This is a genomic window from Anabaena sp. EIM26 (assembly GCF_057568715.1).
Map to the genome: position 1 here is coordinate 5778250 of NZ_CM172472.1, position 15458 is coordinate 5793707.

At 38.7% G+C, this 15458-nt stretch carries 12 protein-coding genes; 10 read left to right on the plus strand and 2 right to left on the minus strand.

The annotated features are described in order from the left end of the window. The first annotated feature begins 160 nt into the window (after positions 1-160). The 9 genes from AC012T_RS25115 to AC012T_RS25155 all read left to right on the plus strand — a co-directional run bounded on the left by AC012T_RS25115 (position 161) and on the right by AC012T_RS25155 (position 12755). Positions 161-1594, plus strand: coding sequence for an MBOAT family O-acyltransferase (locus AC012T_RS25115; protein ID WP_487061813.1), 1434 nt, complete (start codon positions 161-163; stop codon positions 1592-1594). A 45-nt stretch (positions 1595-1639) separates the two neighbouring features. Continuing rightward, the gene (locus AC012T_RS25120) at positions 1640-2572 is read left to right on the plus strand and encodes a hypothetical protein (RefSeq protein WP_487061815.1); all 933 of its coding nucleotides are present in this window, start codon (positions 1640-1642) and stop codon (positions 2570-2572) included. 86 nt (positions 2573-2658) lie between these two features. After that, positions 2659-3897, plus strand: coding sequence for an NAD(P)/FAD-dependent oxidoreductase (locus AC012T_RS25125; protein ID WP_487061817.1), 1239 nt, complete (start codon positions 2659-2661; stop codon positions 3895-3897). Positions 3898-4038: 141 nt separating this feature from the next. Next, positions 4039-5853: a hypothetical protein gene (locus AC012T_RS25130; protein WP_487061819.1), complete on the plus strand. Its 1815-nt coding sequence runs from the start codon at positions 4039-4041 to the stop codon at positions 5851-5853. Positions 5854-6379: 526 nt separating this feature from the next. Continuing rightward, complete coding sequence (locus AC012T_RS25135; RefSeq protein WP_487061821.1) at positions 6380-8239, plus strand: NAD(P)H-quinone oxidoreductase subunit F; 1860 nt, start codon at positions 6380-6382, stop codon at positions 8237-8239. Positions 8240-8311: 72 nt separating this feature from the next. Next, positions 8312-9022, plus strand: coding sequence for a carbonic anhydrase (locus AC012T_RS25140; protein ID WP_487061823.1), 711 nt, complete (start codon positions 8312-8314; stop codon positions 9020-9022). 87 nt (positions 9023-9109) lie between these two features. Further along, positions 9110-10612: an NADH-quinone oxidoreductase subunit M gene (locus tag AC012T_RS25145; RefSeq protein WP_487061825.1), complete on the plus strand. Its 1503-nt coding sequence runs from the start codon at positions 9110-9112 to the stop codon at positions 10610-10612. Positions 10613-10819: 207 nt separating this feature from the next. After that, complete coding sequence (locus AC012T_RS25150; RefSeq protein ID WP_487061827.1) at positions 10820-11422, plus strand: CDP-alcohol phosphatidyltransferase family protein; 603 nt, start codon at positions 10820-10822, stop codon at positions 11420-11422. A gap of 10 nt (positions 11423-11432) precedes the next feature. Then, positions 11433-12755 (plus strand): CO2 hydration protein, encoded by a 1323-nt coding sequence (locus AC012T_RS25155; RefSeq protein WP_487061829.1) that lies wholly within the window; start codon positions 11433-11435, stop codon positions 12753-12755. Between the two features lie 238 nt (positions 12756-12993). Here the strand turns inward: AC012T_RS25155 and AC012T_RS25160 are convergent, their stop codons facing one another. After that, on the minus strand, positions 12994-13395 hold the full coding sequence (locus tag AC012T_RS25160; protein WP_487061831.1) for a hypothetical protein: 402 nt from the start codon (positions 13393-13395) through the stop codon (positions 12994-12996). Between the two features lie 517 nt (positions 13396-13912). Here AC012T_RS25160 and AC012T_RS25165 point away from each other — a divergent pair. After that, complete coding sequence (locus AC012T_RS25165; protein ID WP_487061833.1) at positions 13913-14707, plus strand: type 1 glutamine amidotransferase; 795 nt, start codon at positions 13913-13915, stop codon at positions 14705-14707. A 45-nt stretch (positions 14708-14752) separates the two neighbouring features. Here the strand turns inward: AC012T_RS25165 and AC012T_RS25170 are convergent, their stop codons facing one another. Further along, a complete protein-coding gene (locus AC012T_RS25170) occupies positions 14753-15352 on the minus strand; it encodes a hypothetical protein (protein ID WP_487061835.1) in 600 nt (199 codons plus the stop codon). Positions 15353-15458: the final 106 nt, after the last annotated feature.

Below are 15458 nucleotides of genomic sequence, written 5' to 3' on the forward strand. Positions count from 1 at the left end.
TGTCTCACGCAGAGGCACAGAGAGAGATTAAGAGTGTGGTCTAAATACCTGAAAAATGTTGTAACTAATTTACCCATTAGTTGAGTAGTTTATATATTTCACGCATTTCTTAGACTGGAGGCAGGGTGAGTTGAATTTCTCGGAGTTTTCCTTCTGGTGGGTGCTACTGCTATTTAGCATCCCTTATTTTACAGTCCGTTATGTTGCCAAGTCTTTGAACCTGTGGAGAGGTATTTTCGACACGGTTGGCTTGGTATCAATGTCGTTGTTCTTGTTTCTCAATGCTTCCAAGTCTAGTTTTGTCATCTTTATCTGCGAAATTATTTTCAACTACGTGATGGTGTGGTTGATGTTGAGGCAAGAAAAATGGCAAGCTAAAGCGATCGCTACCATTGTAGTAGTGATAGATGTTGCTATCCTCGCCTATTTCAAATACCTGAACTTCTTTGTTGAAGATGTTTTGGGCTTAGTCATACCAGGATTGACAGCAAATTGGCAATCAAAGTCTATTCCTGGTATGGGTTCCATCCCTCCTGGATTGTCGTTTTATACTTTCCAAATGGTGGCGTTTGTGGTTGACTCCTACAAGAGCGCCAAAAAACAACCCATTGCAGCTTTAGATTACATCAACTTTGTTTCCTTTTTCCCCCAAGTCGTAGCAGGGCCAATTGAACGTCAATCTGATCTGTTTCCCCAGATTGAAAAATTTCAGTTTAAATTCACATTTGATAACTTTGAAGCTGGTTTTCGTTGGCTATCTCTAGGACTATTTATGAAGTTTGTTCTAGCTGACAATATTTCACCTTACATCAAAGTAGATCAAGTTGATAATCCTTGGCTAGTCTGGTTTTTTGCCTTTTTATTTACGCTGCAAATTTATTTTGATTTTGGTGGATATAGTTTTATAGCCCTGGGTTTAGCAAAATTTCTAGGTATTAATTTAACCCTGAACTTCCTTGCTCCCTATACTTCCCAGAGTATTAACGAGTTTTGGCGCAGGTGGCACGTTACCCTCAGCACTTGGTTTCGGGACTATGTTTTTCTGCCTTTAATGGGTAAAAACATGAAGTTAGCCCCATTCTATCTATTTATTACATTTACCCTATCTGGTTTTTGGCATGGAGCAGCCTGGAACTTCATTCTTTGGGGAGCTTATCACGGACTACTGCTGTTAGTACTGCGTTATGCAGGAAGACCTTTTTATAAATTTTTAGGACAGCAAAAGTTCCTCATGCCTCAGTTCATTTCCTGGGCTTTGACCTTTGGATCTATCATTTTAGGATGTCTGTTTTTTATGGAAACCAATACTTTGCGGTTAGTGGAAAAGCTGAAAGTTTTGGTAATTCCTGGGAATTATTCTTTATCTAACTTGGGTGAAGCTTTGACATTCTTTAATGGGAATGGAGCAGCAGCTTTAGTATTAACTTTAGTGCTGTCTATAGGACTATTGTTAATGGAACAAATTGGAGTTTGGCGACAAGGAGAAACTGAATATGATTTATTAATTTCTCCTTGGATGTCAAGGATTTTGTTAGTGCTAACTATTTTATTTGCGGCTAATACACCTTCACCGTTTATTTACTTTGAGTTCTAGATTCAGTTATCAGTTAAAACTCTTAACTGTCACCTGTCACCTGTTATGAAAAAGTTTCTCAGATTTTCTAGTTGGTTTGCGATCGCTACTTTAACTTGGGGTGTTGGTTATTTCTACAATGCTCGTTATGGTGGTGAACTTAGCTGGTTGCGGATGATGTATGAACAAAAAATGGCTATAGCTAAGGAAGTACAAGCATACCAGCGAATTCTCATCGTCGGTGGATCTGGCGCTCACTACACAGTAGATGCAGGTCTAATACAACAAAAATTGGGAATCCCCACCCTCAACATAGCCACAGATGGACCCATCGGTTTAGATGTAATTTTGCCTAGTACCTCTGATGTCATCAGAAAAGGCGATATTGTCATTCTTATTCCCGAATATTTATTGTTGCTAGATAAAGATGGATGGGGCGATCGCTCTGGTCAATTTGGTGTTGCTATTGGTAAACCCGGTTTAGGAAATGTACCCCCCAAACAACTAGCCCAAGACTTGATGTTATTAGGTATACCCTCCCTACGCGCTGCCACTAAATCATCTTTAGATTTAGTAGAAAAAGGTCATTTCACAGGCTATTATTCTGACCCAGTTACAGCCAAAGGTGATCCAACAGTTATGAAAAAACGGACTAAAAGCGAATGGTGGGAATTGAAAATCAATGATAGCGTTTCTCCTCATTCTCTAAAACGGATTCAGCAATTTAAACAAGAAATTGAAGCCAAAGGAGCAACTTTGGTATTAGGGCTTTCTTGGATTTATGGCAGCACTGATACTAAAACCCTCAATAATATCCGCAAGACAGCAGAAGATTTGGGGGAAATTGCCCCTGTACTTTATAACAAAGAAACCTTAAATATTCAGACTGATTCTAGCTTATTTGCTGATACTCATTATCATCTTAATCCTGATGGTCGCCGGACTCGAACCATTGAACTTGTAGAACAGTTGAAAGCTGTAAATATAGTTCGTAATTAAGTAAAATTCAAATAAAAGATTTCTATTTTCATCTCTCTGCGCCTCTGCGTCTCTGCGTGCAATAAAAAAAGGCAAAATTATAACTCATGTATGAAATAAAAGACAAAATCCCTCAAAAACGTAAACTAAAACAACCATATCCGTTGCGGATTTGTATTTTAGGTGGTGGGTTTGGTGGGCTATATACGGCTTTGGAATTAGGAAAATTTGCTCAAATTCGTCAGCCTAATTATGAGATCATTTTGATTGAAAAACGAGCGCATTTCTTATTTACTCCTTTACTCTATGAAGTCGTAACAGGAGAATTACATAATGGCGAAATCGCCCCAGCTTATAAAAAATTGCTTTCAGATAGTCAAGCTCAATTTTATCAGGCAGAAATTAAAGGTGTTGATTTAGAAAACCAATTGGTAAATTTACAAAATGGAGAAATACTAACTTATGACTATTTAGTATTAGCTGTTGGCAAAGAAACAAGATTAGATGTAGTCCCAGGTGCAACAGAATATGCTCGCACCTTTCGTACTTTGGCTGATGCTGAATATTTAAAAAACCGATTGCAGTTTTTGGAAGCATCGGATATACCATTAATTCGGATAGCTATCGCTGGAGCAGGCCCTAATGGTGTAGAAATAGCTTGTAAATTGGCAGATAGACTCAAAAAACGCGGAGAAATTCGCTTAATTGACCGAGGAAATGAAATACTTAAAACTTTCTCTAAAGGTAGTCGTACTGCATCATATAGAGCTTTAGTTAAACGGGGTGTGAGAATAGAATTAGACACCAATATAGAAACTATCAAACCTGATGCAATTATTGTTAATCATCAAGGTAAAACTCATAAATTCCAGACAGATTTAGTTTTGTGGACAGGAGGAAATCAATCAATTGAATTGATAAAAAACCTAAATTGTCAACATAATCAACAAGGACAATTAATTGCTACACCAACTTTGCAACTAGCAGAATATCCAAATGTATTTGTCTTAGGAGACCTGGCAGAAATTCGAGATATTCAAGGTAAAGAATCTCCCGCTACAGCCCAAGCAGCCTTTCAACAAGCTCCCTGTGCGGCTCGTAATATCTGGGCAAAAATCACAGGACGTAAATTAAAACCATTTAGTTACTTACACCTGGGAGAAATGCTAACTTTAGGTATTAAGAATGCTGTAGTTTATAGCTTTGGTATCACCTTAGATGGTAATCTAGCTCGCATCATTCGCAGAGGAGTGTATATTCAACGTTTACCAACCCTAAAACATAAACTTCAAGTAGCTAAAAGGTGGATAGTAGGAAGTATGAAAAAACTACTAAAAAGAAAATAGGTGTTGCTGAATCAGGATGAAATCTCAAACTCTTTATCCTCTCTGTGTCTCTGCGCCTCTGCGTGATAAAAATCATCCATCCTATCTTCCTAACTAAAAAAATACTTATATTTCTTCCTTCGTGGTTTATTAAAAAACTTTATGCCCATTCACAAACAAACATCAAAAACATCCTGGGAAAAAAATCTAGAAACTATTTTAGGACTAGATTTACGATCGCTTGCGGTTTTTCGCATCGGTATCGCCTTAATCATCCTCACAGACTTATTGACTCGCTTTAGAGATATTACCGCCCACTATACTGATATCGGCGTACTTCCTCGTACTTTACTCAAAGAAATCGCTAAAACTGGACATTGGTCTTTACACGCCATTAGTGGTGAACCGATTTTTCAGGTACTATTATTTGCGATCGCAACTTTGATGGCGCTTTTGATGTTAGTCGGTTATCGCACTAGAGTTGCTGTCATTGCTTCCTGGATATTGCTCATTTCCCTCCACAATCGCAATCCAGCCCTCATTTTCGCTGCGGATGATGTCCTTCGCGCTCTCATGTTTTGGGCTATGTTCCTGCCTTTAGGAGCTTGTTATTCTCTTGATAGTGCGCTGAATACTTCACAACGTCAGTTACCGGAAAGAGTGTTATCTGGTGCTACATTCGCGCTCATGTGTCAGCAGTGCTTTATCTATATCTTCTCAGCTGCAATTAAAACTAAAAGTCCCATTTGGGTTGATGGTAGCGCCGTTTATTATGCTTTGAGTTTTGACCAATATGTTACTCCTTTTGGTCATTTTCTCCTCAATTTTCAGCCAATTTTAAATATCTTCACTAAAATTACTTTGGTGCTGGAATGGATTGGACCATTGGTGATATTCATTCCTTTTCGGAATAGCTGGTTTCGCTTGGGTGCAGTTCTAACTTTTATCGGACTTCATGCCGGATTTGCCTTAACTTTAAATATCGGCATTTTTCCATTTTTGAGTATTTTTAGTTGGTTAGCATTTCTCCCCAGTTCTTTTTGGAATAATTTAGAAAAGCGATTACAAACACCAGCACGTCAGGGTTTAACAATTTATTTTGATCGTGATTGTGGTTTTTGTAAAAAAGTAGTGCATATATTAAGAACGCTGTTGATTTTGCCAGGAACACCGTTATTAATGGCACAGGAATACCCGGATATCTATGCTGATATGGAAGCGCATAATTCTTGGGTAATTGAAGATTGGCAAGGAAAGCGATATTTTAAATTTAAAGGCATTGCTTATGTGGTGAGCTTGTCGCCGATATTTAAATTTTTAGTACCGGTGTTGACTTGGAAACCTGTAATGGCGGGGGGTACAAAGTTTTATGAAACGATCGCATCTAACCGTAAATTCGCTGGTAATTTCACCAAACCTTTGAAATTCCGTCCTCTGGAAGTTCGTAAATCCCGCTTTTTGAATATTTTGGCTGTGGTACTGTTAATCTACGCTTTTATCTGGAATATCAGTAGTTATGCTCCTGATTTATTCAAGCGAAAAATATGGCAAAATACAGAAGTTCTTGGCCGAGTTACACGACTTGATCAATCTTGGAGCATTTTTGCACCTGCGCCCCCTAGAGATGATGGATGGCATATAATTCCTGGTAATCTGAAAAATGGCAGCGAGGTGGATATTTTCCGAGGTGGAAGTGCTGTGAATTGGGATAAACCTAGCTTGGGTGTCAGAAGTGCTATTTATCACAATATGCAATGGCGCACTTACTTTATTAATCTCAATCGAGCAGTTGGTAAAAAGCTTTATCCTCTTTATGGAAAATATCTCTGTCACGCGTGGAATAATCAACACAAGGGCAGTGAAAAACTAGAGAAATTTGATATTTACTTTATGGATGAGCGTACAGTTCCACCTGGCGAAAAGCAAACTGTGGAGAAAAAGCTCACTTGGAAACAGTCTTGTTCTGATATTCCCTAGAAGTCACTCATTCCTATGACTTTTCACACTACAAATGTGTATTAGAGGGTGTTTGAAAAGTTCCGAGTGGTGATTTTAGACACTCAGTGATCCTTAACAAGGGGGGAACTAGAGTCAAAGTCCTCCTTCAAAAGGAGAATTTAGGAGGATCTAAAGTTTTTAATACATCAGCAACCACTTTTCAAACATCCTCTTAGACATCTGGTGAAAAAGATTGTAGAGACGTTCCATGGAACGTCTCTACAAGGGTTTAAAGTTGTAGATCTAAACTTTACCGGATTGTCATAGAGTTAAATCAATACTCTTGATTAGATAATCCAATCCATAGAAATATAAGAATAAATTAGAGGACATATCGTTAATTTGTGTAATTAACTGATTCATTTTTGGTGAAAATAACGGTAAGCTATAACCTAATAATATTAAGCAAAGATAAATTGCCTTGATTTCATCACAGAAAATTACAGGGATCAATGATAAATGATACTCTGTCAGTATTTTTTCATACAAATATAGAGGTAAATTCATGTTTGAGTCACTGCTAGAGACCGTTTGGCTGGTCCCTTGCTATGCTTTATTAGGTGGTATTTTAGCTTTACCTTGGTCACCGGGAATTATTCGTCGTACCGGATCAAGACCAGCAGGTTACGTCAATTTAGTAATGACGTTCTTCTCTCTTTTGCATTCAGTCTTGGCATTTACCGCTACCTGGAATCATCCAGCAAAAGAAGTGTTGATACCTTGGTTATCCACAGTTGGATTAAATCTAACTATTAATTTAGAACTGTCTTCTATTAGTGTTGGTGCATTAATTATCATTACCGGTTTAAATTTTCTTGCCCAAGTATATGCTGTGGGCTACATGGAAAGGGACTGGGGTTGGGGACGGTTTTATTCTTTATTGGGATTATTTGAAGCTGGTTTGTGTGCATTAGCTTTATGTAATAACCTGTTTTTCAGTTATGTAATTCTAGAAATTCTTACCCTGGGAACTTATCTATTAGTGGGTTTATGGTTCAGTCAACCTCTGGTTGTGACTGGTGCGCGAGATGCATTTTTAACCAAACGGGTTGGTGACTTATTCTTGCTAATGGGAGTTTTGGGACTATGGACTTTAGCCGGAACTTGGGACTATCAAGACTTAGCAATATGGGCGCAAACGGCAAAAGTAGACCAGACAACTATTACTTTAGTTTGTTTGGCTTTAATTGCTGGGCCAATGGGTAAATGCGCTCAGTTTCCTTTGCATTTGTGGCTAGATGAAGCAATGGAAGGGCCTATTCCTAGTACCATTTTGCGGAACTCGGTGGTAGTAGCGAGTGGTGCATGGGTGCTGATTAAATTGCAACCTGTGTTTAGTTTATCCCCTGTGGCTTCTTCTGTAATGGTAGGTATTGGTGCGGTGACAGCTATTGGGGGTTCATTAATAGCGATCGCTCAAATTGACATTAAACGCTGTTTATCTTATTCTGTCAGTGCTTACATGGGATTAGTATTTATCGCCGTAGGCACACAACAAGACGATGCAGCATTATTATTAGTCCTCACCCATGCTTTATCTGCTGCACTTTTAGTCATGAGTACTGGCAGCATCATCTTAAACAACATCACCCAAGATGTTACCCAACTCGGTGGTTTATGGTCACGTCGTCCCATTTCCGGTTTAGCATTTATTGTGGGTACATTGGGGTTAATTGGGTTCCCCCCTTTAGGCAGTTTTTGGGCATTAGTAAAATTAGCTGATGGGTTATGGGAAACTCAACCTTGGTTAGTGGGAATTATTATTGCTGTCAATGGCTTAACTGCTTTTAGTTTAACCAGAGAATTCGCTTTAATATTTGGTGGTAAAGCCAAACAAATGAGTGAACGTTCCCCCGAAGTTATTTGGTTGATGGTTTTACCAATGATGGTTTTATTCGGCTTTGTTTTACATCTGCCGTTGGTGTTGCAAAGTTTATCTTTATTACCTGATTGGGCAATTTTGAATAAAGATGTAGTACTGCTTTTAATTTGGTCTAGTATCTTTGGTTGCAGTATTAGTGGTGTCATTTATTTAGGTAACATTGCTAAACCAATACGCTTGCCTTGGCAAGGTTTGCAAGATTTACTAGCTTACGACTTTTACACCCCCAAACTTTACAAAGTCACTATAATTTTTGGAGTTGCTCAACTTTCACAATTTGCTGATATGCTTGATCGCTTCGTCGTTGATGGTATCGTCAATTTGGTGGGTTTATTTTCCCTGTTGGGTGGGGAAAGTTTAAAATACAGCACTAATGGACAAACTCAATTTTATGCCTTCACAATTTTATTAGGGGTCGGCATTTTAGGTGCATGGATGACATGGCCTTTCTGGGGTATTCAGTTCATAGATTTAATTTTTTGAACATCTATAATTTAGGTGTTTATAAACATCTAAAATAAGAAAACAACTTTTGACAATTTTGAGAATAAATAAGTGAGCAGCAAACATCCAAAGAACTATCTTTCGCGCAGAAATTTACTCCAATTAGGTACAGGTGCAATTGGTGCTGGAGTTGCTTTAAGCGTAGCTTCCAACTTAGTTACACCTGAAGTAGCCACCGCCCAAAATATTACTAACCCTGACGAAGCAATCAAAGCATTACTGGATGGTAATAATAGATTTGCCAACAGAAAACGCCACTATGGACACCAGAGTTATTCACGCTTACTAGAAGTTGCTAAAGGTCAAAAACCCTTCGCTTCTATTCTTGGTTGTGCAGATTCCAGAGTGCCATCAGAAATAGTTTTTGACCAGGGATTGGGTGATTTATTTGTTTGTCGTGTTGCTGGTAATATCGCTGCTCCAGAAGAAATTGGTAGTTTAGAATATGGTAGTTTAGTATTAGGTGCAAAAGTAATTTTTGTACTGGGACATGAAAGATGTGGTGCTGTAGATGCCACTCTTAAAGGTGAAGAAGTACCAGGACAAATTGGTAAATTAATAGAAGCAATTAAACCCGGAGTAGAAAAATCTAAAGGACAACCAGGAGATAAATTAGAGAACGCCTGTAAAGCTAATATTTTGGTGCAAATCGAAAATTTGAAATCATCCCCAGTGCTATCTGAATTAATCAAAGTCAATAAACTCAAAATAGTTGGTGGTTATTACGACTTAGACACTGGTAAAGTCAGCTTAGTTAGTTAAGTTCCTGCAATCAATTAGTAAGAGATTTTTTCATATAAAACAATCACCTCTTACCAATTACCAATTACCAATCACCAATCACCCATTATGCTAAGTGTTTTAATCTGGTTGCCAATTGTTGGCGCGGCAATTATCGGATTTTCACCAGATAGAGTTATTCCTAAAACCAGAGTTAGACTGGTATCTTTAACTCTATCATTTTTAGTTTTATTGTGGAATGTTCTTATCCTGCTGAAGTTTGATATCAACAATCCAGGAATGCAGTTTCAAGAATATTTACCTTGGAATGAAACTTTGGGTTTAAGTTATCACTTAGGAGTTGATGGACTATCAATACTGATGTTGGTATTAAATAGCTTATTAACTTGGATATCTATTTACAGCAGTAGTCAAGATACCGAACGCCCTCGACTTTTTTACTCAATGGTTTTATTAGTCAGTGGTGGTGTTGCAGGTGCATTCTTAGCTCAAAACTTACTGCTTTTCTTCCTGTTTTATGAACTCGAATTAATCCCCTTTTATTTATTAATTTCTATTTGGGGAGGAGAAAAACGAGCCTATGCAGGGATGAAATTTCTGATTTATACAGCAGTTTCTGGGGCGTTAATTCTGGCAACATTTTTGGGTATAGTATGGTTAAGTGGTTCTCATAGTTTTGCCTTAGATGCAGTTTCTACCCAAAACATTTCTGCTGGAATGCAACTGTTATTATTAATAGGAATAATTTTAGGTTTTGGCATCAAAATTCCCTTAATTCCTTTCCATACCTGGCTACCTGATGCTTACGTTGAAGCTTCTGCACCTATCGCCATTTTATTAGGTGGAGTATTAGCAAAATTAGGAACCTATGGATTATTACGGTTTGGGTTTGGTTTATTTCCCCAAGCGTGGAATATAGTTGCACCAACATTAGCCATTTGGGGTGCTATCACTGCAATTTATGGGTCAGTAATAGCGATCGCCCAAAAAGACATCAAACGCATGGTAGCATATAGTTCCATTGGACACATGGGCTATATTCTCCTAGCCGCCGCCTCCAGTACCAATCTCGCCTTAGTTGGTGCAGTAGCGCAAATGTTCAGTCACGGTATTATCTTGGCCATCTTGTTCCACCTCGTAGGAATTGTAGAAGCAAAAGTTGGAACAAGAGAACTCGACAAACTCAGTGGCTTAATGAGTCCTATCCGCGGCTTACCCATCGTTAGTGCCTTACTGGTTCTTGGTGGCATGGCCAGCGCCGGTATTCCAGGTTTAACAGGCTTTATCGCTGAATTTATCGTTTTCCAAGGTAGTTTTAGCACCTTCCCCATACCCACATTATTGTGTGTAGCCTCTTCCGGTTTAACAGCAGTTTACTTTGTCATCCTCCTCAATCGTACCTGTTTTGGCAGACTCAATAACGACTTAGCCTATTATCCTAGAGTTATCTGGGCTGAAAAAATACCAGCCCTAATTTTGGCATCCCTCATTATTTTCTTAGGAGTACAACCCACCTGGTTAGTACGTTGGAGTGAAACCACAACCACCGCAATGGTAGCGGCTATTCCTACTCCTGAAAAAACCGTAATCTCACAAGTGGCATTGAAGTAATGGAAGAAGGAGTGCCTCGTCCGCGAGGAGCTGACGCTAACAGAATACAGGATTTCAGGATCAAATAAATACCTCAAGTCATTACTACAAATAAGCAAAGAAAAATAACTTTTCACATAGGATTTTGGCTTGCTTATTAATGTTCTGGCAATTCCCTTTATTCTGACAACTCACTCCTTCTTTCAGAGATTAAAACCAGGAGGAAGAATGAACTTTAAATACATACCCGCACTGTTAGTTATCTATCGGTTTGCAGTTGCCCCATTTCTCCTGTGGGATGCCCTTGACGGAACAACGACAATTTGGTTTTTAATTGGTTTTATAACTGCCTTTATTGGTGATATTTTTGATGGCATCATCGCCAGAAAGTTAGGAGTAAGTACAGCCGAATTAAGGCAAGCCGATAGTTGGGCAGACGTTTGTTTATTTAGCTGCGTATTTATCAGTGCTTGGCTAGTACATCCAGAAGTATTAACGGCATATCATCTACCCTTACTCACCGTTGTTTTTGCCCAATCAATTTGGTGGATAGTTAACCTAATCAAATATAAAAAACCCGCCAGTTATCATACATATTCAGCAAAATTTTGGGGCATTACTTTATTTATCGCTATCGTTTCCTTATTTGGTTTTAACTATGCCGGAATCGCCCTATGGCTAACTTGTATAGCTGGTTTCTGCCACACAATTGAAGAAATCGCCATGACTCTAATTTTACCAGTGTGGACTCATGACGTTTTAAGCATCTTTCACGCCTTAAAGATTCGCCAAAATTTACAACAAAATTTACAAAATAGTCCTACTTTCTAACTTAATCAAAATGGTACAAACTCCTGATAAACCAATCACCAAACTACCTCCATCAAAGCACGAATTTGCAGAAGTAATTCACCGTCTAGAAGCTGGTGGTTCAATGCTGCCAGATACACCGGAAAACTTAATGCAAATCATCGGTATTTATAAAGCTTATGCTGTACCGATGGATTTTTATTGGCGCGACTTACTTTATATTGCCGAAAGAGTATTTTTAAATCCTCTTCCAGCCTTTAAATACTTCTTACCACAAGAATATTTAGACTTACATAACCATTATGCAGGTGATGATGCAGATTTAAGAATTTGGCGTGGTGTCGCTACCGCACATCCTGAACTTTTGGCATTTATGGAAAAAGGCGAAACTCGCAAAATGCCAAAAATATTACATCATTTATTCCATGACAGAATTAACATGGAATTTGCCGAAGCTTGTATGCAAGCAATGTTATGGCATCGCAAAATGTACGCCCCAGTTAACCAATTCGATGCCTATTTAGATTCAGACGAATATAAAGCCAACGCTGATAAAGCAATTAAAGCTTACTTCAAAAAAAATCCGGCCATGTTGGGACTTTATAAACTGTTTCCCGATATGTTTTTGGAACAGTGCCGCATGATGTCCTATTACTCTAACTTAGGACTTTTTTGGGAAGTGATGGCACCAGTATTTTTTGAAATGTCGGATATTTATGATGAAGGCGGTTTTAAAGGTGTTCCCGATGCGATGAATTTCTTAATTAATGGTATCTTTGCCATTGCCGGTCGTCCTATTTATCATCATCTTTATGTTGACGGTGAATGCTATGAAATCATCCCCAAATCCAAAGGCTTTACTTGGTTATATGAAGCCGCTTTACCCTATGTAGAAGCTGTGTTTTACCGCACTGCACCATTTAGGGGTACAAAATCATATAATGCTCAAGCAGGACAAGTTCCAGCAGACCAAAAAGACTTTCATTATGGCATTCTCTATGCTGACGTTTTCCCTGTAGGAACTGCGGGTATTCCTCCCACATTATTAATGCAGGATATGTTGCATTTTCTTCCTGAATATCTTGTTGATTATTATAAACAACATTGTCGGGGTGAAGATGATATGTTGATTCAGTTGGGTGTGACTTTCCAACGTTCAATGTATAATGTTACGTCTGCGGTCATTCAAGCTTTAAGAACTGCGCTTTTATATCCCCTAGATGATACAAATCCTAAGCATCTACAGGCAAATCGTGAGTTTTTTGAAATGCAGTTAAATCGCTTCACTCGTGATGATTATGGTATGCGTGATGCGGCGAAATTGCGGAGTATTCAAAGTCAGGATTATAGATGATCTCCCCAACCCCCCTTTTTCAAAGCTACGGTGTACACAGATCCTTAAAGTTGAGCAAGTTTTGACGATGAATGTAGAATCCCCGCATCTTTAGACCGGGGAGTGTCAACTCATCATCCCCTTCCCTTTATACTTTACAACGATTTGTGTGTACACCCTAGGCAAGGTATGAGGGGGGCTATAATGTACCTCATATGATGAGGAAACGCTATAGATATGTTCTGAGGTTGGGGTTGAGTTATTGCAGTTTCACCGCAGCACGTTGTAAAGGTAAAACTTCTTCTAAACTCAATTCATGGTCAGTGGTAAGATGACTACTGCAACAAATTGTACTAAAGAAAATAGGCTTGCCCACAACTTCTGAAAAGTGCTTTTCTAGCAATAATCGGGAGGTGATATCACCTAATAATTCACCTAAATCTTTTGTTAATTGGTCTTGATCATCTCGGTGAACCATTCTAAACTTAAACTTGGTTTCTCCAACTAGATTTTTAATTGCAGAATCAAATTTGTGTGCTTTACCTTGAACATAAGCAAAAGCTTGTTCTTCTAAAAACTTCCAAGCTTCTGGAAAAATCTCCTGGATTTTTTCTAGATGATTTTCAGTTTGGTAGACCAAAGTTGCAGTTTTACAATCCATATATTAATGTATTTGGTTGGGAAATAAACCCGATTCCCTCTGTAATCTCAACAGAGGCAGTAAAATTTTTCGCCTAGCTCCTTAGAAATTATCTGCACAAGGTGATAATAAAACTGTTACATAAAATACAAAATATCTAGAAATTATGGTAAATATAAAAAATAAAGTATTGCTGACAGGACTTACGCAAAACAGAACGGAAGTAGGGGTAATTCATGAATTACCCCTACGCAAGAATCAGGTTTTGAGTTCAATCTTGCGTAAGTCCTAGCTGAATAGGAATATAAAAATGTAAGAATTCAGGAGTCAGGAAGAAGAATATTTTTCTTGTCTGTTCCCTGCCATATCAAACATTCTGTATCCTGAATCCTTTCCTTATATGAAAATCAAAAATTCCATCTCTCAAACTCTTACTCTCTGTGCCTCTGCGTGAGGCTAATTCATACCTTAAATCAGCAACACCAAAAATAAGCTAACATTGAACGCAAATTAATTGGAATTGTTAAAGTGAGGATTTATGAGTTCTGCACAGATGGAAATTATTATTGGTTGGCTATATCCTAAGTTGATGAGTACCTATGGCGATCGCGGAAATGTTATAACTATAGAACGCCGCGCCCAATGGCGGGACTATGATGTGACCGTTTTACCCCTTGACCAAAACTCCACTGCAAATGACATCAAATCAGTAGATGTGATCGTCGGTGGAGGCGCACAAGACCGTCAGCAAGAGATTGTTATGCGCGACTTGCAAGGTGCAAAAGCTGACGCAATGCGGGAAAAAATCGAAAATGGCACACCGGGAGTTTTTACCTGTGGTTCTCCCCAACTGCTGGGAAATTATTATGAACCAGCCTTTGGGAAAAGAATTGAAGGTTTAGGAATACTCGATTTAGTTTCGATTCATCCTGGTGAAAATACTAAACGTTGCATCGGTAATTTAGTCATAGAAGTTACAGCATCACGCCTAGCCCAAGAACTCGAAGCAATGACAGGGATAAAACCTTATCTAGTCGGTTTTGAAAATCACGGTGGACGCACCAAATTAGGGAAAGTGGAAGCTTTGGGGCGTGTGGTTTACGGTTTAGGTAATAATGGTGAAGATGGCACAGAAGGTGCGTTTTATCAAAATGCGATCGCTACATATTCTCACGGGCCATTACTACCAAAGAATCCCTTTGTTGCCGACTGGTTAATTCAAACAGCTTTGCGGTTAAAGTATCAGCAAGAAATCCAACTTTCACCTTTAGATGATACCTTGGCAATGCAAGGAAGAGAAGCGATGTTTAAACGGTTGAAGGTCAGTAGGTAGTACTGAGTACCGAGTACCGAGTTATGAGTACCGAGTGCTGGGTAATTAGGAATTATTCTGGTTTTGCAACAAAGGACGCACAATCAAATACCCAGCACCAAAACCAGTGATCATCATTAATACAATCGTAATTATTAACCACCAACCATTTAGCCCCTTCAACTCTGACTCTGGAGTGGGATAATAGCGTACCTCCTGTTCTTCGACAAATACCGTTTCTGATACCGGGAAAATATCCATAATAGGTACAGAAAACTCCTCTCGTCGGCTTTTGCTAGGTGGAACTTTTGTAGCTGCGGGTGGACGGGGACGAGAAGCCTGTTGACGTGGAGGTACGGCTGTAACTGGGGGCTGACTTACCTGTTTTAGCTCAGTATTAATACGTGGTTTTGGTTCAGAAATAGGTATATTAGAAGATTCAACTAAATTTTGCAGGTGATTAAAAGCCTGAATAACTTTAGTAATTTCTTGACGCAGGAGTTGATTTTCCTGGGCTAACTTTTGATTATGGGTAGTAACTACATCTAACTTTGATTGTATTGCCTGTAACTCTGTTGCTAATTCCCGGTACACATGAAGGGGTACAGAGGGAGAATAGCTGGGAGTAGGTGGTTGACGGTGAACATGACCTGTAGTTGTTCGCATTGGAAATATTGTATAAAAATAAGGACTTTAGATTAACAAAATATACTATCAGCGTAAAGGTATCCCGGAGACTATAATTCAAAAACTCTCTGAGGGCAATTATTTA